The sequence below is a fragment of the Colwellia piezophila ATCC BAA-637 genome (assembly GCF_000378625.1).
GTDB classification, from domain to species: domain Bacteria; phylum Pseudomonadota; class Gammaproteobacteria; order Enterobacterales; family Alteromonadaceae; genus Colwellia; species Colwellia piezophila.
Window position 1 is genome coordinate 109,732 of the sequence record NZ_KB905168.1, and the last position, 26,666, is coordinate 136,397.

Genomic DNA, 26,666 nt, shown 5'->3' on the forward strand with positions numbered 1-26,666 from the left:
GGTATTAGCTGAGTTATCTAATAACTCTAGCCTCTGAACCTGATTGCGGCGTAATGAAGGGTATTTTATTGATCTAGATAACGTTTAATTACTGTCGGTTATCTTTACTGACAGTAATCTTACCAATAGAAAACACTAACAGCACTTACTTTAGCTAGACCTCTGCTTATTTCACAGTTTGCGTATAAAACTCGCTAATGTATTGACCACCTTTAATATTGGCGATTAAACGTAATTTATAACTATCACCTTGCTTAGCAACGAGCTCACTTAGCGGGGTATTACTACGCCAGTAATAGGGGCTTTTTTTCATGCCTAATGGATAGGGTGTCATTTTGTCACTTTTATCGACTAAAAAGAGTGTCGCGCTATCCAACGGAAAGGTTGAGTTAATTTCGGTAACACCGGCATGATCAGAGATGCTTACTTTAAACTCACCTGATTTCAGTACACAACTTTGATTGATAATATCGCAGTGCCCATCGGGAGATAAGGTGATAAGTTTACTGTCGTTTGCAACCGCCTCTTCATAATAATCAGCGCCAATAAAACCAAAGATAGCGAGGAAGGGGGCAACGATAAAGGCAAGTCTCGTGTGTTTATTCATAATATCTTCTTATAATACATGGGGAGTTAACTGTGCTTAGTTAGTTTAACAAAAAAGGTTAGACGAGTTATTAAAAAAACAGTCGTCTAACCTTTTATTTTTACTTGGCGTGAAATTAAATCACGCCGTCATCACAATAAAATTCTAGTGATCATGTGCTGCACTAACAGTACCCGATGGTATACGCATATTCTCAACCATTTCTTGAATATGCTTAGGCGCTGGACCAGTCACTTGTAATACCGCAAACGCGACACCGAAGTTAACCAATGCACCGACCGCACCAAAAGCGTTAGGCGAGATACCGAAGAACCAGTCAGGTTCCATGCCACCTAGGAACGAAGTACCAGGGATAAACATAATACCTTTGTGTTGGAACACATATAACATAGTGATACCAATACCTGAACACATACCAGCAACCGCCGCTGGGCCACTCATTTTCTTACAGAAAATACCCATCATTAACGCTGGGAAGATACTTGATGCCGCTAAACCAAAGGCTAAGGCGACCGTACCTGCGGCAAATCCAGGCGGATTCAGCCCTAAGTAACCCGAGACGATTATTGCGATGGTCATCACCACTCGACTCGATAACAGCTCATTTTTCTCGGACATGTCAGGCGTTAAGATACCCTTCATTAAATCGTGCGAGATGGATGAGGATATTGCCAATAACAAACCAGCTGCGGTTGACAGTGCTGCCGCTAAACCACCGGCGGCAACTAAGGCGATAACCCAGTTAGGTAAGTTAGCAATAGCAGGGTTAGCTAATACCATAATGTCACGGTCAACTTTAACCATTTCATTAATAAGTATTTCTTTACCCGTTTGTTCATCAATTATGATTTTATCTGTATTATTAGCAGTATATTGAATTTTACCATCACCATTTTTGTCTTCATACTTTAACAGACCGGTTTTTTCCCAATCTTTAAACCATTGTGGACGCTCAGCGTATTCAAGGTTTTGACCGGCTGTAGGTTCAATAGTATTCATCAAGTTAAGACGAGCCATTGCACCAACTGCTGGAGCTACTGTGTAAAGTAATGCGATACAGACTAAAGCGTAACCCGCTGAAGCACGTGCTGCTTGTACTGAAGGAACCGTGAAGAAGCGCATAATTACATGAGGAAGACCGGCAGTACCAATCATCAATGAGATGGTATAAGCGAACATGTTTACTGTGCTGCCTAAGTTAGCGGTGGTATATTCTTTAAAGCCTAAATCAGTTACTACTAAATCAAGTTTATCAAGTAAGTACATGCCACTACCGTCAGCTAAGGTTGAACCTAAACCAAGTTGTGGAATGGGGTTACCGGTAAGTTGTAATGAAATGAATACCGCTGGAATAGTGTAAGCAAAAATCATCACCACGTACTGCGCGATTTGCGTGTAAGTAATGCCTTTCATGCCACCTAATACAGCGTATACCCAAACAACGAACATGCCAATGTATAAACCGTTATCGTAGTCAATTTCTAAGAAACGAGAGAAAGCAACACCAACACCCTTCATTTGACCGATGATGTAAGTTAATGAAGCGATGATTAAACAAGCAACAGCAACAACACGGGCTGTTTTAGAATAATATCTATCGAAGATGAATTCAGGCACGGTAAATTTGCCGTGTTTACGCATGTATGGCGCAAGAAGCAAAGCCAGTAATACATAACCACCGGTCCAACCCATTAGGAATACAGAACCACCGTAGCCCATAAAGGAAATCATACCTGCCATGGAAATGAATGACGCGGCACTCATCCAATCAGCCCCAATCGCCATACCGTTTTGTAGTGGCGTAATACCACCACCAGCAACATAAAAATCACTGGTTGAACCCGCACGAGCCCACCAAGCAATAGCGAAATACAAGGCGAATGTGCCGAACACGGCAATGTAAGTATATAGTTTTAACTCTTCCATGCTTAGTCCTCCGAGTGATATTTTTTATCAAGTTTGTTCATTTTGGCACCATACCAAAAAATCAAACCTAAAAAGCAGTAAATTGAGCCTTGCTGTGCAAACCAAAAACCAAGTTTGTAACCACCTAGACGTATTTCATTTAGTGGTTCAACAAGTAACAAACCTAAACCAAATGAAACGATAAACCAGATTGTAAGACAGATAAAGATCAGGCGAAGATTTTCCGACCAATATGTTTCTTTATTTTCTTCCACATTGTTCTCCTAGCGAATGTTTAGCGTTAATTAGCGTTTTATAATTTTAATGCGCTTTTTACGCCCTTCCTTATAAAAAGAAGTTGTAATGTTTTTGTAACGACTGTAGTAAAAGTGTGGATATAGATTTCTGTCAAAATTAACCAAAGTGGGCGAACAGTGGCAAAAATCCATATTCAACTTTACCTGTTAAACAATCTAACAAGCTTTTTTTTGGCCGGGTATTAGCCTTTAGTCTAGATTGATGGAAAAGGCTGCAGCTAGGATGAAACCTGAGTAATTAGTCTATTTTTAGCGAGACTGCTTACATTGATTTATCGCAAACAATGTCAAACTTTAGTCTAGGTTTTCACGATAATGCTTGTCTATACCACCACAAAACTCTAAATTAATATTATCGCTAGATGTAAGATTTATACCGCTTAGATGACGGGGGAAAGCATGGATACTGAACTTTCAGAAATAAGCACTTTCATTCACAACATTCCACCTTTTGATAGCTTACCTAAGCAAGTATTGGCGCACTTAGTTCGTGAATTGAGCATCAATTATGTGCGAAAAGGTGATGATTTCCCGCCAAAAGGCATTAACGAGCCAAGACTATATATTTTGCGAAAAGGGGCGATTAGCTGTCTTTCTGCTGATGGAGAGTTAGTTAGCCGCTTAGGGGAAGGCGACCTATGTGACGCTTTTATCCACAGTGATACCAATGCACTCAGTGATAAGCAAAGTACAATCAGCAACCAACTTAAAGTCCATACCGATGAAGACTGCTTAATCTACAGTGTCGAGGCCACTGTCTTACATGATATTGGTGCGCGCTTTCCCAGCATTAGCGATTATTTTAGCCAAAACTCCGCCCAGCGTTTAAAAACTAAAATGAGTCAGGTTAATGAAGAGGCTATTTTATCGTCCACCTTAATGAATACTGAAGTGAGTAACTTCTATCAAAGCCCTGCCGCTTCAATTAATGCGAAACAAACAATTCAACAAGCGGCAATGCAAATGAATGATGAAGGCTATTCATGCCTAGTGGTGGTCGACAATGATAATCCGGTTGGCATTGTCACCGATAAAGACATCCGCCGCCGCTGTGTTGCTACTGGGCTTGCAACTAGCGAAGCGATTAGCGAAATTATGACCAGCGACATGTGCACCATCGATGTAAAAAGTAATGCTTATGATGCCTTAATGATGATGACTGCTAAGCATGTCCATCACTTGCCCGTCACCAAACAGGGCAACCTTGTCGGTATGGTCACGGTCACCGACTTGATTAATAATGAAGGCCACAATGCCATTAACTTATCGGGTATTATTCATAAAGCTAATACGCTTACTGAACTTAAAGAGATTAGTCACTTATTGCCTAAGCTACAGATCCGTTTAGCAAAATTAGGCAGTAGTGCCGATCATGTTGGCAAAAGTATTAGCGCAATAACCATGGCATTTACTAAACGTTTAATTGAAATGGCCGAATACAAATATGGTCAAGCGCCAGTACCTTATGCTTGGCTGGCCGCTGGCTCACAAGCCAGACAAGAGCAACTAGCACATTCAGATCAAGATAATGCCATTATTATCTGTGATTCCATGAAGCCTTATGATGATGCTTGGTTTGAAAGTCTCGCGACCTTCGTATGTGATGGTTTAGCCGAATGCGGCTTTATCTACTGTCCCGGTGACATTATGGCCACGAACCCTAAATGGCGACAACCGCAAAAAATGTGGCATAACTATTTTAATGCTTGGGTAGAGACACCTAGTCCGAAAGCCCTACTAAATAGTTGTGTATTCTTCGATTTAGAGACTATTTATGGCGATGTGTCTTTACTTAACAAGGTAAGAAAAAATCTACTGATTAAAACGAAAAACAGTACGCTGTTCATCGCCCATTTATCTAAAAACGCCTTAAATTTACGGCCACCACTGGGGTTTTTCCGTGACTTTGTGTTAAAACAAAGTGGTAAACATAGAGCGACGCTAGATTTAAAACACAATGGTATAGCACCCGTGGTAGATTTAGCGCGAATTTATGCGTTATCTGAAGGTATCAGTGCGGTAAATACTATAGAGCGCATTCAACAAGCGGCTGGCACGCCTTCAATAACGAAAGAATCCGCAGAGAATTTAATTGATGCTTATGAGTTTTTAGGTATGCTCAGAGTTGAGCATCAAGCAAAAAAATTAATGCGCGGTGAGAGTGCTGATAATTATTTATCACCTAAAGAAATTTCTAAATTAGAGCGCGAGCATCTTAAAGATGCGTTTAAGGTAATTAAAGGCTTACAAGATGCCAGACAATCGAGCTACTAATGCCTAGTACAACGTTAGCAAACTCACCCGTATTTAGCTGGCTAATGGGCTACGAAGTGAAGCGAAAAAAATTATTAGCAAAAGCCCCTGCAGGACCATTGCACGATTTTTTATCGGTGCCGCTGCCGGCACTTGATACCCCTATTGATAAGGTAGAGATTTTAGCGGTTGATTTTGAAACAACTGGCCTAGATGCTAAACGCGATAAACTACTGAGTGTTGGCTTTATCACCCTTAAACAACAGCAGATATCACTCAAAACTAGCTACCATCAAATAATCAAAAGCAATGCGCAGCTTGAAGAAAGTAATGTCATTATTCACCACATTACCGATAGTCAAAAAGAGCAAGGACAAGCATTGTCAACGGTTGTTGAAGCGCTATTAAAAGCCTTAGCTGGGAAAGTGATGCTGGTACATTTTGCCCGTATTGAAAAGCAATTTTTGACTGAAGCTTGTTATTACCTCTATGGTATGGCGCCGGTATTTCCTATGATAGACACACTGGTACTGGCTAAACGTCGTCTGGATAAGCGCGATGTTGCCTACGACCCTTCTGAGCTTCGTCTAACAAATTTACGCCATAAGTTTCACTTACCTGAGCACCATGCCCACAATGCTCTTAATGATGCTATTGCCACCGCAGAACTATTTCTAGCACAAATGAGTAAAACGAATAAAGACGGTAAAACCACCTTGAAAGAAGTATTGTTGTAAATTCCCAACCAACCAACCAACCAACCAACCAACCAACCAACCAACCAACCAACCAACCAACCAACCAACCAACCAACCGTTAACCCATGCGATAGAAAAGTAAAATCAGTCGATTTAATTGATTCGGCATTACTGGTCTCTCTTTAATCGCATTGACACCTTCGATGATAATTGTCCATAAATCGATAAAGAATTGACCTTATATAGCTTTTTCTGTAGCCGTCTTGGGTTACAATCTTGGTATTATCAAGATGGCCAATAGATTTAAAGGATACTCATGAATAACTTACTGAATGCGGAAAACAGCGGCACACCGTTACACATCATTGAAAAATCTACTTACCCAACTTGGCTTGCCGGCCAAGATAATCATAGCCAAACTTGGTTAGAAAACACCCAATTTAGTGGCACTGGTTTAAGCCTAATTCCGAATAACCAAGGCGAATTGAGCCAAGTATTATTCGTCGTTGCCGATGCCAGTGATTATTTTGCTTGTGGCGATTTAATAAAACAGTTGCCACACGGAAAGTTTTTATTACAAGCTGAGCCTGAGCATGTTGAAGCAATTAGTTTCGGTTGGTTAGTGGGTGCTTACCAATATGATAGATATATCACTAACAAGTCAGCTAAAACCTTAGCTGGCTTGTCTATTTCCGATGCGGAAGGTAATAGCGATATTGTTGCCAGTGCCATTAAATTTGCCCAAGCAACCGCTTTAACTCGCGATTTAATCAATACACCTGCTGCCGATATGATGCCGGAAGATATAGCCCAAGCATCGTTAGCGCTAGCTGAACAGTTTGGCGGTGAAGTTAAACAAATTATTGGTGATGAATTGCTTGTTCAAAATTACCCAACTATTCATGCGGTTGGTCGCGCCAGTATTCATACCCCACGTTTAGTCGATTTAACTTGGGGTGATAGTAAAAACCCACAAGTGACTTTAGTCGGTAAAGGGGTTTGTTTTGATAGTGGTGGTTTAGACATGAAACCGGCTGCTGGCATGCGTAATATGAAAAAAGATATGGGCGGTGCTGCGCATGTTTTAGGCTTAGCCCAGTTGATTATGGCGTTTAACTTACCGATTAATTTACGTGTACTCATTCCAGCAGTAGAAAATGCAGTCTCTAGCAATGCACTTCGTCCAGGTGATGTCGTAACAACGCGTAAAGGCCTTACGGTTGAGATTCATAATACTGATGCCGAAGGGCGTTTGGTGTTATGTGATGCCTTAGCTGAAGCTGAAAACGATGAACCTGAATTAATTATCGATTTCGCTACCTTAACTGGCGCTATGCGTATTGCCTTGGGCACTGAATTACCGGGTTTCTTCTCAAATAGCGATAAAGTAGCCGCTGATATTACTGCCGCCGGCCTGAAAAATAGCGATCCGGTATGGCGTATGCCATTGCATAGTCCTTATGACGATTTATTCAAAAGTACTATTGCCGACATGACCAACTGCCCAACGCAACCGTTTGGTGCTGCCATTGCCGCTGCTCTATATTTACAGCGTTTTGTCGACAAAACAGACTGGGTTCATTTTGATGTCATGGCCTTTAACGTTCGTCATTTATCAGGTCGCCCATTAGGTGGTGAAGCGTTTGGTATTCGCACGGTGTTTGATTATTTACAAGCTAGATTTAAGTAGCATTGAATCGGTAAATTAAATTATTAATTAGACGCCATTAATAGGCGTCGTTACTTAAGTTACCTCTAGGCGCCCCTTAAATAGTGAAGTCTTTGGTATTCGCACTTAACTCCTATGGGATTAGTGATTATTTAGCAGCTAGATTTAAGTAATACTGACTCGTTAGTTTAAACGAAATGTAGACGTTTTATCTTTGTGCCGAATACTACCTTTAGTATTCGGCACTATTCACTTGTTACTCACTGCTTGCGGTAATTCTACCCCCCATGCTTTATCTGGATCATAAAAAAAACGGCCTTTGTTGACGCAAGTATTATCAGACTGTTCACTCGCCTTTTAATTAGCTGATGTTACTTTTTATACGATTTGTGCTTGTTATAACCTATGCAGTACATCATACGATTAGATTAACTCTATTTAATCTCGATTTTTGCTCTTTTCATCGAATTTAATACTCTTTCCATTGGTTTCACGCTCAAAAAAACATAAACTCGAAGGGTTAAAATTTTTCGAATAGACCTCTAGGACTAGAAATGAAACTAAAAATAAACTCGTTAAAACAAGCCTTAGCGATCAGCTTAGGTTTGCTTACTTGTTCGGTAGCTACCGCTGCACAGACAAGCAAAGTCATTACCGCTGAAAACCTCGCGACACTGCAATCAGTTAGCAGTGCACAAGTCAGCCCAAGTGGTGAGCATATTGCTTACACTCGCTCAGTTCCTCGTGAGATCTATGTTGAAAAAGATGGTAAAAATTGGGGTGAACTTTACCTAGTTAATGATAAAGGCGAAGAGCGTGCTTTTATTACCGGTAAAGTAAATGTTAGCAGTATTCAGTGGTCTGCTGATGGTTCATTGATTTATTTCTTAGCGAAAATGAACGACGATAAATACACTAACCTTTATCAAATCCCTGCCAACGGTGGCCAAGCGCAAAAAGCCGTGGTATTAAAAGACACTAGCATTGGCAGTTATTCACTTAGCAGTGATAATAAACAAATTGCTATCCTAGCGAAAAAAGCCAAAGACAAGTCAGTAAAAACACTGAGCGGTTTAGGTTTTAAAGCCGAAGTTTTTGAAGAGCAACTGACTAATCAGCTTTTATATGTAACCGAGCTTACTCAGTCTGATAAAGCCATTACTCCTGAAGCATGGGATATCAACGGTTATGTATCTGATGTACATTTTTCACCTACCGGTAAAGAGTTATTAGTTAAAACTCAACCGACTGCGTTAATTGATGACAAATACATGAAGTCACAATGGCACATTGTCGATATCGCTAAAAAATCAGTGAAAATCTCTTTTGCCACTGAAGGAAAATTAGGTGCGGCTGAATTCTCTTACGATGGTAAATATGTTGCCCTACACGGTGCTCAAGACAAACATGATCCAGCAACAGGTCGTTTATTTATTGCCAATGTTAGCACGGGTAAAGTTGCTAACTGGTTACCAGACTTTAACGGTCACGTAAGTGATTTTGAATGGTCTAATAAACGTAATGAATTATATTTCATCGCCAACATTGGTACCCAGTCTGTTGTTGCCAAAATCAAACCTGGCTCTAATAAATATAAAACTGTGGTTACCGGTGGTAAATTCATCGCAGGTAACTTAAGTATTTCTGACTCAGACAAAACGATTGTCGTTAAAGCTAACACCGCTCAGCACCCTAACGAAGTATTTATGGTGCGTGGTAAAAAGCAAACGCGTTTAACTGACTCAAATACTTGGTTAAATGAGGTAGCACTAGCTAAACAAGAAAGCCTTACCATAAAAGCCCGTGACGGCGTTGAGATTGGTGGTATTTTAATTTATCCACTTGATTACAAAAAAGGTCAACGTTACCCGTTAATTATGTCTGTTCATGGCGGTCCAGAAAGCCATGATAAAGATGGTTGGTTAACCGCTTACTCTCGTCCTGGCCAATTAGCGGCGGCACAAGGTTACGCAGTATTTCACCCTAACTATCGTGGTAGCACAGGTAAAGGCGTAGATTACTCTAAATTAGGTCAAAACGATTACGCCGGTAAAGAGTTTGATGATTTAGTAGATCTTAAAAACCATCTTGTTAACATTGGTTTAGTGAATGAGCAGAAAGTTGGTATCACCGGTGGTTCATACGGTGGTTATGCTTCAGCTTGGGGCGCAACCAAATTAACTAAGCATTTTGCTGCCAGTGTTATGTTTGTGGGTATTTCTAACCAGTTATCAAAATTTGGTACTACCGATATTTCTAACGAAATGAACTTAGTTCATGCTCGTTCATATCCTTGGGACAAATGGCAATGGTACTTAGAGCGCAGCCCGATTTATTGGGTAGAGCAATCTGAAACACCACTCCTGATTATGCACGGTAAAGCCGATCCTCGCGTACATCCAGCACAATCGATGGAAATGTACCGTTATATGAAAGTTCATGGCAAGGTGGTGCGTTTAGTTTATTATCCGGGTGAAGGCCATGGTAATAAACGTGCTGCTGCTAAGTACGATTACAGCTTACGTTTAATGCGTTGGATGGATAACTACCTAAAGCATGACAATAAGCCAATGCCTGCACATGACTTACCTCATGCCGCTAACTTAACAGCACAAAAAAAAGCTGATAAGTAACCTCAACTATGGATAAGCAATATTACACAACAAAGCTATTTTAACCGCTTTCAGCGTTATTTTTCCTACCAATAGCCAGCTATTGGGTACGTAAAAATGCCTTGATAACGACTAAACTAACATCATTGTGTATAACGTGTAATTTACTATCTAAATTTCATAGTGTTATAACATTCATTAACCAGTGTTCAGGTTAAGTAATAAAAAAGCAGACGCTTTAGTTACGCACATACATTTGAAAAGGTCAGCTTAGCTGGCCTTTTTTATTGCCATAAAAACCCCCTTAAATAATCTAAATCTACTACCTGACAAATAAAAACAAAACAATTATTGCAAATGATAATGATTCTCATTAGAATTCGTACTTATTTTATTTCCCTGTTATTTTATTCATTAAGGTTTTAGTTATTTATGAAGTTTTCTCCAATTTTTTTAGCCGTAAGTGCGGTTCTTTCCTCAACGGCAGCTTTTGCCAATACCGCTGCTAATCCCGCTGAGGATCCAACAGACCCGGTCGTAGAAAAAATTACTAAAAACGCTGCACAGAGTCAGTCTTCAGAAGCTAAGGCCCTTAAAGACATTGAAGTTATTCAAGTAAAGGGCAGCTATTTCAATGGTTATAAAGTGGATAATGCCAATGGTGCCATGCGCGCAAATATCTCCTTATTAGAAACAGCCCAATCGGTCACCGTTATTCCAGCTACCGTTATTAACGAACAATTAGCCACAACGTTAGGTGAAGTACTTGCCAATGACGCCAGCTTAACCGCAGGTTCAAAGCAACGTAACCGCGAAGTATTCAATTTGCGTGGTTTTGAGCTAAGTTCTTCAAATGGTTACCTCCGCGACGGTCATCAGCATTGGTCACATTACCAACAACCGATTGAAACGCTAGAGAGCATTGAAGTCATCAAAGGGCCATCAAGTATTTTATACGGCCAGTCAGGCCCGGGTGGTTTAGTAAATATGGTCACTAAAAAACCAACGACTAACAGTATTTTCAACTTAGGCGTAGATGTTGATCAAGAAGGTTCGTCCCGATTAACACTTGATGCTGGCGGCGCAATTACGGCAGATGAATCTCTGCGTTATAGAGCTAACTTAGTTAAGCAAGATGTCATTTATCAACGTGAATACCAAAACGGTGAACAAAGAGAGCGTGAACGTTTCCTTGGCGCTTTGGTTGTTGATTATGATATCAGTGACGATTTATTAGTGAGTCTTCATTATGATAGAACCAATGATAAAGCAGGCTTAGATACCGGGGCTTGGCTTGATGATGAAGGCAATATTATTGGCGATGATAAAACCATTCGTGATATGTCATGGGCCTTTACTGACATTACCGTAGAAAACTATGGTGTTGATGCCAATTATATTTTAAGTGATTCATGGCAAGTAAAGTTTGGCTATAACGAACAAACATTTGAACGCCAACGTTTTGAGTCTGCGCCTAAAAAACCGAGTGGTTTTGTTGAAGGTGATTCGTATACCTCAAAGCCTTATGATCGCTATGATGATTGGCAATTTACTACCACGTTTATCGACTTTACCGGTGAATTTGAACTGGCCGGTGTAGAGCATAACTTACTTGTCGGTGCTAACTACCTTGATTATTACTACGGCCAATTGAAAGTAAAGGGTGACTCGTTTGAATATTCAGCAGGTCAAGGTGAGCCACCTCGCCCAGACATTAGCTACACCACCGATGACAGCCTTTATACTAGCGAATATGATTATTATGGTATTTATATCCAAGACTTGATCACCATTAACCAAGAGTGGCAAGTGATGATCGGTGGCCGTTACGATAAACAAAGCAAAACCGGTGCTGACAATGAATCACTACTGCCGAAAGCCGGTGTACTTTACCACCCAAATGACAATACAACTTTTTACGGCAGTTACAGCGAAGGCTTTGAACCACAAAGCAGTGAAACCATCCATAATGATCAAGACTTAAACGATGGCATGGAGATAGATGCCATGACCTCAAAACAATATGAAGTAGGCGCTAAGTGGCAGCTATTAGATGACCGGTTATTACTAACGACGGCTTTATTTGATATTACCAAGTCGGGTGTTTTGGTGACCGAAGACTATCAAGGTGAAAATGAAAATATCACCACGGTTACCACTCAAGTAGGCGAACAACGTCATAAAGGCTTTGAAATGGCAGCACAAGGTGCAGTAACCGATAAGCTTTTTGTTATGACCTCGATGATGTATTTAGATGCTGCTTATGGAAAAAATCAAGATGGAAATAAGAACTATACCGGCATGACCCCTGTTGATGCCCCCGAATGGTCAGCGTCAATTTGGTCACGTTATGAACTTACCGAAGACCTAGCAATTAATGCTGGTGCTTTTTATCAAGGTGAGCGTTTTGCTGATGGAAATAACACCATAGTCAAAGATGCTTATACCCGTATTGATATTGGCGCGACTTATAAAATTAACGTTAGTAATACCGACATTAACTTACGTTTTAATGTGCAAAACTTATTTGATACTGACTACCTCGCGGGTGGCGGTACTTCTAATGTGACCGTTGGTGATGGCAGAAGCTACCGCCTTGCCATGCAAGTAGCCTTTTAATCAACCTGAAAATAACAAACCAATGAATAGCCAAGGATAAACAGATCATGACTGTTTGCCCCTTGGCTTTTTTGTCAAATCTCTCCTCTAAATACTTCAACGCAGTTTCCTATTCAACACTAAAGTCTAATGCCCGCACCATTGTTTTTACTCTACTTAGTGTTAATCTGATTTACTAGTTATCGCTATATTTTCAAAAAAAACAGGGAAGTTAACATGTATATGGAGTTTATTTAACCCGACTTTGTTTCGTTTAAAGCGCATGGTCATTAGTGAGAGTAAAATGAATAAAAAACTGTACCCTACCATTGTTTTATTATCTACTTTAATAACCTTGTTGGCTTATTTGAGCCATATCTATATAGCCTCCGCACTCATTACGGCACTTTTTATCTTCACTGTTAGCTGTATTACGTTCTTAGTTATGTCCAACATTATAATAAAAAAAAACCAACGTTCTACTGAAAAATTAGCAGAAACAACACATAGCAACATTGAGCTAGGCGTAATTGGCGGGAAAATTAATAATAAAGCCAGTGAGCTTGCGATTAATTCTGCCGAAATTAGCTTTTTCTTAACCCTGCTAAGTGGTGCAATAAATAACTCCAGTGAAGATGTTGACCGTCTCGCCACTGCAGCTGAGCAAATGTCAGCAAACAGTAAACAAATTAACGATAATGCCGTACTGGCTTCTCAACAGGCCAGTCATGCTATGACGGCAAGCACCACGATCTCCGCTCAGTTAGGTGACAATATCAACATTGTCAATCAGCTAAGTTTATCGGTAAATAATGCCGCAGATAAAATACATTCCTTGCAAAAAAAAGCACAAGCTATTCAAAGTATTACTGATGTAATTGATGGTATTTCATCACAAACCAATTTACTTGCGCTTAATGCCGCAATCGAAGCTGCTCGTGCTGGGGAGCAAGGTCGTGGTTTTGCGGTTGTCGCTGATGAAGTCAGAGCACTAGCAGGAAAAACAGCCGACGCTACCGCACAAATAGGTGAAATGCTTAAGAAAACCAGTGACGAAACCAGTGAAACAACTCAAGTGATGGAAAAAATTGTTGAACAAACAAATAGTGTCGTCACCACCATGACAGAGTTGGCGCACGGTTTTGCGGAAATTGATCAACTAATGACAGACTCTTCTGCCGCAAGCGATCAAATTAGTCATGCGTTAAAGGAACAAGACTTTGCTGCTGAAGAAATTTCAACGTCCGTAGTTCGTTTGCATGATTTTTTATTAAGCAAAGGTAGTGAGACACAAGCGGCATCCGTGCAAGCGCAAACGTTGTCCAATAGTACCGAGTCAATTTTCGTCCATATTTCGTCTTTTGAAAGCAACTCTCTTATTGCTAACATGTGTCAACAAGCACAGCTTGCTGCCAGTCAAGTAAGTCAATTATTTGAGCTAAGTATTGAAAAGAGCCTTATTGCTCAGCAACAGTTATTTAACTTCAATTACCAACAAATAGGTAACAGTGACCCGAAAAAATACAGTACCACTTTTGATAAATTTACCGATCAACACCTACCTAAAATTCAAGAGCCTTTGTTAGTACAGTTTCCTGAGATGATTTACGCAGGTGCTGTTGATATCAATGGTTACTTTCCTACCCATAATAAATGCTTCTCTAAACCACTTACCGGTAATACAGCAACAGATGTTATCAATAACCGTACAAAACGCATATTTGATGACCCAACGGGTATTCGCTGTGGCAAACATACCGATAAATTCCTATTGCAAACTTATAAGCGTGATACGGGAGAAATTATGCATGACGTGTCCGCGCCAATATTTGTTCAAGGTAAACATTGGGGTGGCTTTAGAATTGGCTTTAAAGCCAAATAAGCATCTCAAAAGGTTAGAACTCATTAGAAATCGACTAATGTCTACCCAAATTTTTAACAATGTAGACTTAGGTCTAATTCCTTTTGTTCACTTTACACACTAAGTTATCATTCAATAACAAAAAGTAACAACCAAACGAGTTATAAAGTAAAACGATAAGAGGCATTTAAGATCTCAACAAAGTCTAAACACTTAAAACATATAATAAGTCATATTAAAATAAATAAATAAAATGGGGAATACCATGTTTAAAAATTCATTATTTAAGGTTAAAAAACTAGTACTAGCAACCAGTTTATTAGCAGTTACAGGTGCCGCGAACGCCGGTTATACCATTACATTAGATGACGGTGACAGCATCACTTTTGGTGGTTACATAAAAGTTGATGCTCGTTATACCAGTGGTAATATTGCTGCAAACGATTACTGGTACGGTGGTGGTACTGTGCTAGATAGCGACATCTCTAACTTTGGTTTTGCCGCCAATGAAACCCGCTTTAACACTAAATATGTGCATGGTGATGTCACTGGTTTTATTGAAATGGATTTTTACGGTGATGCCGTCTCTGGTGGTGGTAATGAAATTATCTCCAACTCTTCCAAGCCACGTTTACGTCATGCCTTTGTTAAGTACAAAAATGTATTAGTTGGTCAAACCTGGACCACTTTTCAAAACACCAGTTCTCTTGCTGAAGCCGCCGACTTTGGTGGCCCGTTAGTAGCTTCTGCCTTTATTCGTCAAGGTCAGGTTCGATATACCAATGGCGGTTTACAACTATCTATCGAAAACCCTGAAACCTACAAAGGTGTTCATGGCGATGATTCTGTGCCCGACTTTATTGGTAAATATACCTTTAAAGGCGACTGGGGTAATGTTTCTGTTTCAGGTTTAGCTCGACAATTACAAACCCTTGATGGCTCAGAATCTGCGATAGGTTTTGGTATTGCCGGTCGTATTAATACCTTTGGTAAAGATGATTTTCGCTTTCAAGTACATGGTGGTCATGTCGGCCGTTACGTGGGTGTTACCGCTTCTACAGACGTAGCCAAAAATAGTAACGGTAGTTGGGCAGCAGAAGAGACTACCTCTATCATGGTCGCTTATCGTCACTTCTGGACAGACGATATGCGTAGTACAGCATTTTATGGTAATACCACAACTGATCTTCGTGATACAGATCGGTCTCATTGGGGAGTCAACATCTTTAAAAACGTAACTAAGCAATTATCTTTTGGTTTAGAAGTGGGTAATTTTGAGATGGCAAATACCACATCTGGCTCAGGTAATACTATGGGTGGTGACTCTAATTACGTACAATTCTCAACTAAATACGTATTATAGTTTTATCGTCTGAGTCATAAAGACAAGAATAAGACATTTACCTTTTGATATAACACCTTGCGTTAGTTAACCTCTTTGAGGTTATTTTATAGGGAAGCATATGCTTCCCTTTTTTTATACTAAAAATAACCTTGGCTATTTAATATCGCGGAAATATTAAAAGTCCCCGTTGAAACGAGTTTTATACCTATACTAAAGTAATATCCTCACCCTAAAGACAAATAATATGCCGACCAATATAGTAAAAAGTGGCTTTCTGGCGATACTCACCTTCCTTACCTTTATTCTGCCCTTGCTGCTAGCTGATGAAGTATCTTTGTTAGCAAACTGGTTATTCATTTTTATTAGCTGGTCATTAGTCATTTTGTTATCTGCATTGAGTCCCGCACAGATCGATAATAAAACCAGCGAGAAAACTGATTTAGCGCTAAAGGAATCACCTTAATTGATTTCATCTAGCCAGGTAGTCATCTTATTAGCCATTTATATGATCTCGCTCTTTTTCTTGGCTCAATGGGGTCAATCGGACAGTAAAGCCGCGAAACGAATACGTAACTCTGCCAACACTTACGCCTTAAGTCTGGCTGTTTTTTGTACTTCCTGGACGTTTTTTGGAAATATTGCCGTCTCGACTAAACAAGGCCTTTTTCCTATTTCCTTATATCTGGGTACTACGCTAACTTTTATTTTTATGACTCCCCTATTAAAAAAAATGGTGCTGCTAAAAAATGAGTTTCACTCAACCAGTATTGCCGATTTCATCTCGGTTCGTTATCGCAGATCTCAAGGGTTAGCGGCCTTAATTAGCTTACTTTGCTTAGTCGGTATCATCCCCTATTTAACCATCCAATTAAAATCGGTTATTGATAGCTTTCTAATACTGACAGCGAACTCCGAACAATCATTAGCCTTTATTGATTATTTAGATGTAATTATTGTCTTGATGATGGCATTTTTCACCATTGTTTTTGGTGTTCGTCATATAGATCCAACAGAAAAACATCCAGGAATGATGGTAGCACTGGCCGGTGAAAGTATTCTAAAGTTATTAGCGATGCTTATTGGCACCCTGTGGATTTGTTATATCATCAACCCTGGGGTGTTTAGTATCTTTGAAAAACTTTCCACCCAAGCACAACTCAACCCTAACGTACTGACTATATCTACCCAGCAATGGCTCAGTTTTATGTTAATTGGCGCTGTGGGCGTAATTACCCTACCCAGACAATTTCATGTCGGTATCGTCGAATGCCGTGATGCTAAGTTTTTAGATAGAGCTAAATGGCTTTTTCCACTGTATTTATTACTGATCAATTTATTCACTTTCCCTGTTGCACTCGCGGGTTTAATTACACCAGGAGCACTTGAGTCGTCAGGTATATTATTGTTAACTCAACCGTTAGCAAATCATGCACCTTTTATTGCTCTCATTACCTTTCTCGGCGGTTTTGCCGCCGCTACGGGCATGATAATGATTAGTGCGATGACGCTTTCAACCATGTTAACCAATCATATATTAATGCCTGTTATCATGCAGACCCCTAGTTTGTCGGCTTTTAAGCGCCAGATTTTACCTTTACGTTGGTTAATGGTCTTCGCAATACTTTTTTTAAGCCTATTTTATTATCGCGTCATTGGTGACTCCCAACTGATTGTTAATATCGGTAGCATAAGTTTTGTTGCCACCGCGCAATTTGCACCGATATTGATAGGCGGATTAATTTGGCGTAAAGGTAATTTAGCCGGAGCATATAGCGGACTTACCGTCGGTGCTTGTTTTTGGTTTTATTGTTCATTATTACCATCTTTAATTCGTTCTGGCTGGTTAGACTGGACAATACTCTCTCAAGACAGTGGTTTCTTTTATTGGTTTAATCCAGAGCAACTTTTTGCCATACAAGGAATTAGTACCTTAACCAATGGCTTGCTGTGGAGCTTGCTCGCTAATATTCTTTGTTACGTCGGGGTTTCTTTATTTACTAAAATGTCAGAAGAAGAACAAAAAATTTCCCATCAATTTGTTGATATTAAAAATATTTATTTCAAAAACGACTTTGACGACACAACCCCTGCCACTATTGAGCTGCACAGTAAGAAACGCCTGATCACAAAAGTTTTCCAGCAATATCTTCCTGAAGATTTAGCTAAATTAAAATTACAACAATCATTAACCAAAGCTGAAATACGCGACCAAGACCACATCAACATTGTCGAACTGTCATCATTAAAAAATTCGGCACTGAATAGTTTAGCGGGTGCTATTGGTATGGCTTCCGCCTACAAAGCTTTTAATAACATTAATTTAATTAATATCGATGAAGAGCAACAATTAGCCAGTTATTTCTCACAGTTTTTCGCGCAATTACAACTATCTCCTAAAGAAATGTTTGAACAAGTGAATTTTCATCAACAAAAACGCGAGCTACTCGAGAGCCATGCTAAACAGCAACTCGACACTATAATAAAATTAGAAACTGAGATAAAACAGCGTTTAAAAGCAGAGCAAATAGCTAAGTCATTGAACGAAGATTTAGAGCTCAGAGTAACAGAAAGAACCCAAGCGTTAAGCCAGAGTAATAACGAGCTGAATAATACCCTCGAAGAATTAAAACTTACCCAAGGACAACTACTAGAAAATGAAAAAATGGCATCACTTGGCGGGCTTGTCGCAGGCGTTGCTCATGAAGTGAATACCCCTATTGGTATAGTCCTTACTTCTATCAGTTTTATGAAAGATAAATGCTTCACTATTATTAACGCGATGGATGACCAAACGCTAAGTGTAAAACAATTATCAAAATTTACTGATGATTTAAATCAGGGTTTTGACCTTTCACTGCGCAATATTAGCCGTGCGGTCAAGTTAATTGAGGGTTTTAAACTCATTGCTGTTGATAGTGTTGTTGATGATGAGCGCATGATCAATGTGCATGATTATTTAGCAGACGTTATTCGATCATTACGACCAAAAGCGAAACAGGCACAGGTGAATATAAAGCTCACTTGCGCTCAAGATGTATTAATTACCTCATACCCTGGCGCCATAGCCCAAATCACTAATAACCTGATTATCAATAGCTTAGTACATGCCTTTACTGATGTGACTGATGGCAGTGGTGAAATAACCATTGACGTTAAGCGCTTAGCTCAAAGTATTGAATTGAACTTCTCTGATAACGGTTGCAAGTTAAATGAAGAGACTAAATCTAAGTTATTTGAACCCTTTTATACTACCAAAAGAGGTCAAGGAGGCTCAGGCTTAGGGGCACATATTGTCTACAACTTAGTTACCCAAAAGTTAAAGGGCACCATAGAACTGATAACTGACCAAGCTCACGGGAAAACCTTTAAGATATCTATCCCTGACTCTATTAATCCATAACTAATGAAAACCTGTAGGAATGTCATGCGTGTTTTTTTTAAACGGTCATCTCTTTATATTTTATTTTGCGTGATTATGAGAATAATTGAACTAAACTGTTAAATAGTGAAGCAATTTTAAAGGGTAACCTATGGGTTTTTTGCGAAAATTTACCATACAGCAAAGATTAGCCATGCTGGTGGTATTAATCATTATTGGCCTTAGCACACTAAATGTCATGAACTTGTTCGAAGAGTATAAATCCTTAATTTCCCAAAAAAAAATCACTACTAACGAGTTAGTCGATAATACTTACGGCATCATTGAACACCACTATGCATTACAGCAACAAGGCGATCTCAGTGAAGTGAAAGCAAAAGAGCAGGCGCTGAGCATCATTGCCAACTTGCGCTACGATACCAACAATTATTTTTGGGTTAACGACTTTACCCCTAATATGATAATGCACCCAATAAAACCGCAACTCAACGGTAAAAATATTGCAGGTGTAAAAGACCCTGATGGTAAAGCACTCTTTGTAGAAATGGTAAATATTGTCCAAGCAACAGGAGAGGGCTTTATTAACTATAAATGGGCAAAACCAGGCTTTGATGACCCCGTAGACAAAATTGGTTTTGTAAAAGGTTTTATTCCTTGGCAGTGGATTATTGGCACAGGCACCTACCTAGATGATATTGATGCTACCTTTGCCGAGCACCGCAATAGAGTGATATTAGATAGTGTAATTATAACCTTAATTATTGTTGGGCTAAGTTACATTATTGGTAAAAGTATCTTAGTTCCAACCCGCTCAGCGGCAGAATTAATGAAAGATATCGCCCAGGGTGAAGGTGATCTGACCAAATCTTTAGATGCCAGTGGACAAGATGAGATATCTCGGCTATCGACCTTTTTCAATGAATTTACCGGTAAGATGCGCCAGTTATTACAAGATGTCGCCGATAATACCTCACAAGTTTTAGACCATGCAGAAGCAGTTTCTGGTGCTAGTAATACCACTCAGTCATTAATACAAAACCAAAACGACATTACCGCGCAAGTTGCCACGGCAATGGAAGAAATGACCTCACAAATTAAGGAAGTTAGTGATAATGCTAGCTCTGCTGAACAAGCCGCAAATGATGCCAGAAATAATACCTCTGAAGGTAAAGAAATCATCTCTCATACCATTGCCCAAATGCAATCTCTGTCGAGCAACATTGATGATGTTAGCCAAGTGGTCGCTAGCCTCGCTTCTGAAAGTGACAATATAGGCTCAGTGCTTGATGTGATTAGAGGTATTGCTGAGCAAACGAACTTATTAGCGTTAAATGCAGCGATAGAAGCAGCACGCGCCGGCGAGCAAGGCCGTGGTTTTGCCGTAGTGGCTGATGAAGTACGTACTTTAGCCAACCGTACGGAGCAAAGTACCAATGAAATTCAACAAATGATTCAAAAATTACAAGCGGGTGCTCAAGAAGCCGTTGCCGCGGTGAAAGTCAGCCAAGATATCTCCTTGAAAACCGTTGAACAAACAGCAAAAGCAGATGATTCTCTTTCTGAAATTGATCGATTGATGGAAGTCATCTCTGATATGAACACACAAATAGCAAGAGCTACCGAGCAACAAAGCCAGGCGGCTGACGAGGTTAATTTACGTATTAATGATCTAGCGGGTATGACTGATCAATCACTGGCAACAACCGAACAACTTAGTGAAACTAGCCAGCAATTAAAAGTCAGCAGTAATGCTATGTCAGAGGTTGTTGGTCGCTTTAAAATTTAGCGATACTTTCATCGACATAAAAAAGCCAGTAACACATTGCCATCAAGAAAATGTTACTGGCTAAACCATCAAAAATTTTAACGTGAATTGAACTGAGCAGAACTCTGTAGAACTCCAAAGTGGTCACTTAGTGGTTATGTGTCCTGGAGCATAACCACTAAGTTCCGTACCTTTCTGTTACCTATTTAGTGAGAGAGCATTCACTGCCTAAGCAACGAAATGAATGATAATCATTCTCATTAAGATAGTCAACGTTATTTTAACAATTAATTTGAATTAACTGTTTTTTATTTCTTCAACTTGGCAAAAGCATCGGCGAAGGCGTTACCCATAACGGCGTTGTCTACCTTTTTAGCTTTTGCTTTATTATGTTGATTAGATGACTGTCCTTGCTGGTTTTTATTATTCGGCTTTGCTGGCTTATGTTTAGCCTTGCTATCACGATTGTGCGCTTGAGTAGGCCTTTGAGCTTGAGCAACCGCTTGTTCATCTAAGCGCATTGTTAAACTAATACGTTTACGAGCAGCATCTACTTCTAATACCTTCACTTTAACTATATCGCCAGCCTTAACGACTTCTCTTGGATCACTAACAAACTTATCTGTTATTGATGAAATGTGTACTAAACCATCTTGATGCACACCAATATCAACGAAGGCACCGAAATTAGCGACATTTGACACCACTCCCTCAAGAATCATACCCAAGGTTAAGTCGGCCATGGTAGTAACGCCTTCGGCAAAATTAGCACTTTTAAAGGCCGGCCTAGGATCTCGACTCGGTTTTGCTAGCTCCTTAATAATGCCTTTTATGGTAATTTCACCGATATCATTATTCGTTAACTGACTAATATCTAGTGACTTCAATTGCTCATCATTATTAAGGATTTTGTTAACATCGAGCTTTAATTGACTGATGATCTGCTCGACAATAGGGTAACTTTCAGGGTGCAGTGCTGATTGATCCAAAGGGTTATCACCATCGCTAATACGTAAGAAACCGGCCGCTTGCTCAAACGCTTTTGGCCCTAGACGAGCGACTTTTTTCAATTGCTTTCTATTGGTAAAGCGACCTTGGCTATCTCGAAAAGCGACAATGTTATTAGCCATCGTTTTGTTTAACCCTGAAACACGGGTTAATAACGCAGCTGAAGCACTATTTAAGTCCACACCCACCGCATTGACACAATCTTCGACCACATCATCGAGCGTTTTACTGAGCTGGCTTTGGCTAACATCATGCTGATATTGGCCAACACCGATAGCTTTCGGATCAATTTTAACTAATTCTGCTAATGGATCTTGTAGTCGCCTAGCAATAGAAACCGCGCCACGTATAGACACATCTAGATCTGGAAATTCATTCGCGGCAAATTCCGAGGCAGAATAAACAGAGGCCCCTGCTTCACTGACAATCACTTTAGTTAATTGCAACTTAGTTTCATCGGTTTTAAAGGTTTGGATAACCTCAGCAAGCAACTTGTCACTTTCACGTGAGCCGGTACCATTACCAATAGCGACTAACTCGACTTTATATTGGCGACAAATATTAACCAAAGTTCGAACCGACTTATCCCAATGATTTTGTGGCGCATGAGGGAATATAGTAGTGGTGTGTAATAGCTTACCAGTGCCATCAACAATGGCAAGTTTACAACCGGTTCTTAAGCCTGGATCTAAACCCAAGGTGACTAATGCCCCCGCTGGTGCTGCCATTAACAAGTCGGTAAGATTATTAGAGAATACATCTATTGCTTTGGTCTCGGCTTGCTCACGCAAGCTAGTTAGCAATTCAGTCGTTAAACTGATACTGAATTTAGCTTTCCAAGTTAATTGTACTACCTTGGTTAAAAACTCAGCGCCTGCCTGTTTCTTACCTTCTGAAAAGCACCGCAACGTTAAGTGCTCACTAATAATTTGTTCAGCACTACTGCTTGTTTTTACCTCTTGCCCTGGGTCAACATCAATATGAAGCTGTAAGAAACCTTCATTTCTACCGCGCAACATAGCCAGCATTCGATGAGAAGGCACTGTTCTTAGTTTTTCACTATGTGCAAAGTAATCACGAAACTTAGCTGCCGCTTTATCTTGGCCTTTAACCAATTTACTAGTCAAATGAGCTTGTTTAAGTATATGACGGCGTAATTTGGCGATTAAGTTGGCATCTTCACTAAAGCGTTCGGCTAAAATATAACTAGCCCCATCAAGCACTGACTTAACATCCTCGAAACCTGCCGCTTTATTAATAAACGCTTTCGCTTCTTCTGTGGGAACAAGTTGCCAGTTATTAAATAATTTATTCGCTAGCGGTGCCAAGCCTGCTTCTGTGGCTACTTTACCTTTAGTGCGACGCTTGGGTTTAAAGGGCAAATAGAGATCTTCAAGTCGAGTTTTACTATCAGCTTGCTGAATTGACTTTTCTAATGCTGCGCTCAGTTTATCTTGCTGCTTTATGCTCACTAAAATAACTTGTCTGCGGTCTTCTAACTCACGTAAATAACTTAAACGCTGAGCTAAATGACGAAGATGGTTATCATCTAAACCTTGGGTCGCTTCTTTACGATAACGCGCAATAAATGGCACCGTGGCACCACCATCAAGTAAGGTAATAGCGGCATGAATTTGTACCGCGTTAACATTGAGTTCTTGAGCGATTTGCTCGGCAATAGTTAACATTAAATTGAGATTCCAGCAGGGTAATAAATAGCTTGGCATAATAACAGAAAACTATTGTGACTAACATTGTCGCGCGTTAGCCAACAATATTACCCGGAGCAAGTTCATTTTAACTTTACGGTTTTTCTATATTTCATTGTTGCTAATGTAAGGTAACTATGCGACCACAAGTAATTCAGCATTACTGAGTAAACAAGCGAGACGTATATACCGTCATGCTTGTGATACTCGCTTTTATCACCTCCGCAACTCCCTACATTACCTAGATGTTCGTAACTGCTAATACTTTCAAATACGTCAATTAAGCACCAAAGTAGCCAAAATCACCGAATCTGCGTGGTAAAACCCTGAAATGATTGAAAGTGTGCAGGTGTTTTCATCAGGGATGATGAAAAAGCGGCGTTGGACAGGGATGTTCATTAACGCGGCTCCTCGAAACACTTGATTGAATGAAAGATTAGGTTTTGTTCGCAGCGCCGGGAGAGTCCAGAGAGGGCTCGGCGATAGCCCTCTCTGGGTGTAGTCGCCACCGCGACGCGAAAGAAGTTATGAATCCAGCCGTATTTTAAAGACCATATGACATCAAGATATATACAATAAGGGCCTAAAATTCGCTTGCCCTTCATTATTACCTTAATAAGTGCTCGAGTTCATAGCCAACAAATACTATTTACTAACTAAAAAGCTGGGTTGTTGAATAACAGGAATAACAAAGTAGTGACTATTTTTGATATTATCAGTAAAACTAGTCTTTTATTATTAAAAATATCCGATGAAAAAATCAAACTATATAACCCGCGCGGGCTGGGATCGCTTAGATAAAGAATTAAAATACTTATGGAGGGTTGAGCGCCCCCAAGTTACTCGCACGGTAAGTGAAGCGGCTGCGCAAGGTGATCGCAGTGAAAATGCCGAATACCAATACGGTAAGAAACGTTTACGTGAAATTGATCGCCGCGTTCGATTTTTAATGAAACGCACTGAAGATCTCAATATTGTTTACCCTGATCCCCAGCAAGAAGGGCGAGTCTTTTTTGGTGCTTGGGTTACGTTAATCAATGAAGAGGATATTGAAGTCGTTTATCGCTTAGTTGGCCCGGATGAATGGGATGTTAAACGCGGAGAAATAAGTATCGACTCCCCCATGGCCCGAGCATTATTAGGTAAAACCGTTGATGATGAAGTCGTAGTGAAAACCCCGGAAGGTGAACGTATATTTGATATTATAGCTATTCGTTATAAGGCGATAGCGAAATAATAGTTCCAGATTTTGAACTTTCAGAGCTAAATTTTGAGCAGGTTAATAATCGAATTGTACCCCTAAGCGCAGGTTTAGGCCTCGGCGCATCTCATTTCCATCTAAGGTGACTGTATCTAGGGTAGTAGCGACATCAAGATTAATAAACTTCATGACGGTAACACCCGCATTGATATAACCTAAGCCGGTGCCCGCTAAATTTCTGCTGATACCTAAACGTGCACTAGGTAACCACCAACTATCCGCAGCATAACCCGCGGTTAGCGTAAACCACTGATATTCATCATGCATGGGGTCAACGACGGGGTTGGCATCAAATTCAACACCCAAGCTCCAATGACGTTGGTCGGTGAAAATCCCCGCCTCAATTTTTAACTGCCGCTCCATGGTATAGACTTCATGTTGGTTTAATTGACTGAGGATGTTTTCTGAGCTAAATCTGTTTCTATCCAACTCTGGAAATTCATAGGTATGCTCGAACACGCTCGTCAGTGACGCACCGAGTTGATAATGTTCCGCCGCCCAGACAAGTCCCACATCCATATCGAAGCCGTTTTCATAAATAAAGTCAGCATTTTTTATATCATCAAATAAAGCTTCGGTATCGGTAATATCGCCAATACGGGTGCCAACATTGGTTAAGCCAACGCGGTAAAAGTTCGGTTTAACGCCCCAATATAAATTGCCAACATCACTTTCCAGAGCAATATGGCTGTAAGATAAAGAAAATTGGGTGACTTTTGCGGCTTTAATTAATAGCAGGCTGTCATTATTCACGGTCATTTTGACTTTATTATTGGCCGGATTATAAAACAAGGTAATGCCTCCGGAAAGGTCGAGTTCTTGCACCGGATCATGCTCATCAAAGCCGGGAATAGTTTTTAATTGCGCTTTAGCTTGGTCTGAGTCAAAGTTAATATCCTCAAAAATCCCCACCGCTTTAGAATTTCCCTTAAAGGATGCGCCAAATAATAAAGTGCCGCCAAATAAATCTTCACTGACAACAAAACTAGCATTACTCGTTGCTTCAGCTTTACCATAACCCTCGGTGGCAATAAGTGCTAAAAGCCCAGCGGTAGTGGCTACTTTGCGTTTCACCAGATCGAGACGGTCTTCTAATTCAGGGTACTCGGCAAAGAGATCTTGCCAAGTATAATCTCTAATTGGATTTTCTGGAGAGGGTGGTGGCACGACACCATCACTACCGTCGACACCATCACTACCGTCGTCGCCTTCACTGGGTGGATTGAACAATAAAGATAATTCATCTATCTTAGTAAATAGTTCATCGAGATCACCGTATTCAATACCGCCACCCAGCTCAATTGAACCTCCGGTCATAACATGAGGGTCTTTCCTTGCAACAATGAGTGCTGCAGCCGCCGGATTGCCCGCATTTGATAATGCTTTTTGTGAATAGTTGAGACTAGCACTACGGGGCTGAATATCGGCCCAAGCATTACCACTTAGCGCTGATAAACTAAAACCAAGAACCAAAGCAGCGAAGACATGGTAGTTAGCTAATATGTTAAGCAAGCCTGTTTTGAATAAAAGTAATAATGAAAAAGGCAAAATGTCGCCCCTAATTAGCTGTTAATGAAAGGTGATGTGTACAATTTACCACCTATATTAACATATCGACCACATACGAACACCTACAACAAGCTTAAAATTACAAAGTCATTACAAGTTTGTACACTTGG

General features: G+C 40.1%; 17 protein-coding genes. 11 read left to right on the forward strand and 6 right to left on the reverse strand.

What is annotated here, in order from left to right:
* Positions 1-166: 166 nt before the first annotated feature.
* From F580_RS0115635 to F580_RS0115645, 3 genes are all read right to left on the reverse strand, one after another.
* Positions 167-607, reverse strand: a complete 441-nt coding sequence (locus tag F580_RS0115635; RefSeq protein WP_019028686.1) for a hypothetical protein — start codon at positions 605-607, stop codon at positions 167-169.
* Between the two features lie 144 nt (positions 608-751).
* Positions 752-2,533 (reverse strand): sodium:solute symporter family protein, encoded by a 1,782-nt coding sequence (locus F580_RS0115640; RefSeq protein ID WP_019028687.1) that lies wholly within the window; start codon positions 2,531-2,533, stop codon positions 752-754.
* A 2-nt stretch (positions 2,534-2,535) separates the two neighbouring features.
* Positions 2,536-2,787, reverse strand: coding sequence for a DUF4212 domain-containing protein (locus F580_RS0115645; RefSeq protein ID WP_019028688.1), 252 nt, complete (start codon positions 2,785-2,787; stop codon positions 2,536-2,538).
* A gap of 441 nt (positions 2,788-3,228) precedes the next feature.
* Here F580_RS0115645 and F580_RS0115650 point away from each other — a divergent pair, with 441 nt between their 5' ends.
* From F580_RS0115650 to F580_RS0115695, 10 genes are all read left to right on the forward strand, one after another.
* Positions 3,229-5,103, forward strand: a complete 1,875-nt coding sequence (locus tag F580_RS0115650; RefSeq protein ID WP_019028689.1) for a putative nucleotidyltransferase substrate binding domain-containing protein — start codon at positions 3,229-3,231, stop codon at positions 5,101-5,103.
* Complete coding sequence (locus F580_RS0115655) at positions 5,103-5,819, forward strand: exonuclease domain-containing protein (protein WP_019028690.1); 717 nt, start codon at positions 5,103-5,105, stop codon at positions 5,817-5,819. Before F580_RS0115650 ends, F580_RS0115655 begins: the two co-directional genes overlap by 1 nt.
* A gap of 277 nt (positions 5,820-6,096) precedes the next feature.
* Positions 6,097-7,470 (forward strand): leucyl aminopeptidase family protein, encoded by a 1,374-nt coding sequence (locus F580_RS0115660; protein ID WP_019028691.1) that lies wholly within the window; start codon positions 6,097-6,099, stop codon positions 7,468-7,470.
* 533 nt (positions 7,471-8,003) lie between these two features.
* The gene (locus F580_RS0115665) at positions 8,004-10,082 is read left to right on the forward strand and encodes a S9 family peptidase (protein WP_019028692.1); all 2,079 of its coding nucleotides are present in this window, start codon (positions 8,004-8,006) and stop codon (positions 10,080-10,082) included.
* 411 nt (positions 10,083-10,493) lie between these two features.
* Positions 10,494-12,680, forward strand: a complete 2,187-nt coding sequence (locus tag F580_RS0115670; RefSeq protein ID WP_019028693.1) for a TonB-dependent siderophore receptor — start codon at positions 10,494-10,496, stop codon at positions 12,678-12,680.
* Positions 12,681-12,963: 283 nt separating this feature from the next.
* Complete coding sequence (locus F580_RS0115675) at positions 12,964-14,541, forward strand: methyl-accepting chemotaxis protein (protein ID WP_026301477.1); 1,578 nt, start codon at positions 12,964-12,966, stop codon at positions 14,539-14,541.
* Positions 14,542-14,785: 244 nt separating this feature from the next.
* Positions 14,786-15,883 carry a DcaP family trimeric outer membrane transporter gene (locus F580_RS0115680; protein WP_019028695.1) on the forward strand — a complete coding sequence of 366 codons (1,098 nt, stop codon included), beginning with the start codon at positions 14,786-14,788 and terminating at the stop codon, positions 15,881-15,883.
* A gap of 226 nt (positions 15,884-16,109) precedes the next feature.
* Complete coding sequence (locus F580_RS0115685; protein ID WP_019028696.1) at positions 16,110-16,328, forward strand: hypothetical protein; 219 nt, start codon at positions 16,110-16,112, stop codon at positions 16,326-16,328.
* Complete coding sequence (locus F580_RS0115690) at positions 16,329-19,265, forward strand: ATP-binding protein (RefSeq protein WP_019028697.1); 2,937 nt, start codon at positions 16,329-16,331, stop codon at positions 19,263-19,265.
* Between the two features lie 130 nt (positions 19,266-19,395).
* Entirely contained in the window at positions 19,396-21,030 is a 1,635-nt protein-coding gene (locus tag F580_RS0115695) for a methyl-accepting chemotaxis protein (protein WP_019028698.1), read from the forward strand.
* Positions 21,031-21,317: 287 nt separating this feature from the next.
* On the opposite strand, the gene F580_RS0115700 is transcribed toward F580_RS0115695, so the two are convergent.
* Together F580_RS0115700 and F580_RS27150 are read right to left on the reverse strand one after the other, a co-directional pair.
* The gene (locus F580_RS0115700; protein ID WP_019028699.1) at positions 21,318-23,705 is read right to left on the reverse strand and encodes a Tex family protein; all 2,388 of its coding nucleotides are present in this window, start codon (positions 23,703-23,705) and stop codon (positions 21,318-21,320) included.
* A gap of 297 nt (positions 23,706-24,002) precedes the next feature.
* Complete coding sequence (locus tag F580_RS27150) at positions 24,003-24,125, reverse strand: hypothetical protein (protein WP_281167229.1); 123 nt, start codon at positions 24,123-24,125, stop codon at positions 24,003-24,005.
* A 352-nt stretch (positions 24,126-24,477) separates the two neighbouring features.
* Here F580_RS27150 and greB point away from each other — a divergent pair, with 352 nt between their 5' ends.
* Positions 24,478-24,963, forward strand: a complete 486-nt coding sequence (greB, locus tag F580_RS0115705; protein ID WP_019028700.1) for a transcription elongation factor GreB — start codon at positions 24,478-24,480, stop codon at positions 24,961-24,963.
* 42 nt (positions 24,964-25,005) lie between these two features.
* On the opposite strand, the gene traF is transcribed toward greB, so the two are convergent.
* Complete coding sequence (gene traF / locus F580_RS0115710; protein WP_019028701.1) at positions 25,006-26,535, reverse strand: conjugal transfer protein TraF; 1,530 nt, start codon at positions 26,533-26,535, stop codon at positions 25,006-25,008.
* Between the last annotated feature and the right edge of the window lie 131 nt (positions 26,536-26,666).

Excerpts from the sequence above, each read along its gene's own strand:
- F580_RS0115635 (WP_019028686.1), bottom strand. The coding sequence starts at position 607 with ATGAATAAACACACGAGACTTGCCTTTATCGTTGCCCCCTTCCTCGCT.
- F580_RS0115640 (WP_019028687.1), bottom strand. The coding sequence starts at position 2,533 with ATGGAAGAGTTAAAACTATATACTTACATTGCCGTGTTCGGCACATTC.
- F580_RS0115650 (WP_019028689.1), top strand. The coding sequence starts at position 3,229 with ATGGATACTGAACTTTCAGAAATAAGCACTTTCATTCACAACATTCCA.
- F580_RS0115655 (WP_019028690.1), top strand. The coding sequence starts at position 5,103 with ATGCCTAGTACAACGTTAGCAAACTCACCCGTATTTAGCTGGCTAATG.
- F580_RS0115660 (WP_019028691.1), top strand. The coding sequence starts at position 6,097 with ATGAATAACTTACTGAATGCGGAAAACAGCGGCACACCGTTACACATC.
- F580_RS0115665 (WP_019028692.1), top strand. The coding sequence starts at position 8,004 with ATGAAACTAAAAATAAACTCGTTAAAACAAGCCTTAGCGATCAGCTTA.
- F580_RS0115670 (WP_019028693.1), top strand. The coding sequence starts at position 10,494 with ATGAAGTTTTCTCCAATTTTTTTAGCCGTAAGTGCGGTTCTTTCCTCA.
- F580_RS0115675 (WP_026301477.1), top strand. The coding sequence starts at position 12,964 with ATGAATAAAAAACTGTACCCTACCATTGTTTTATTATCTACTTTAATA.
- F580_RS0115680 (WP_019028695.1), top strand. The coding sequence starts at position 14,786 with ATGTTTAAAAATTCATTATTTAAGGTTAAAAAACTAGTACTAGCAACC.
- F580_RS0115685 (WP_019028696.1), top strand. The coding sequence starts at position 16,110 with ATGCCGACCAATATAGTAAAAAGTGGCTTTCTGGCGATACTCACCTTC.
- F580_RS0115695 (WP_019028698.1), top strand. The coding sequence starts at position 19,396 with ATGGGTTTTTTGCGAAAATTTACCATACAGCAAAGATTAGCCATGCTG.
- F580_RS0115700 (WP_019028699.1), bottom strand. The coding sequence starts at position 23,705 with ATGTTAACTATTGCCGAGCAAATCGCTCAAGAACTCAATGTTAACGCG.
- F580_RS27150 (WP_281167229.1), bottom strand. The coding sequence starts at position 24,125 with ATGAACATCCCTGTCCAACGCCGCTTTTTCATCATCCCTGATGAAAAC.
- greB (WP_019028700.1), top strand. The coding sequence starts at position 24,478 with ATGAAAAAATCAAACTATATAACCCGCGCGGGCTGGGATCGCTTAGAT.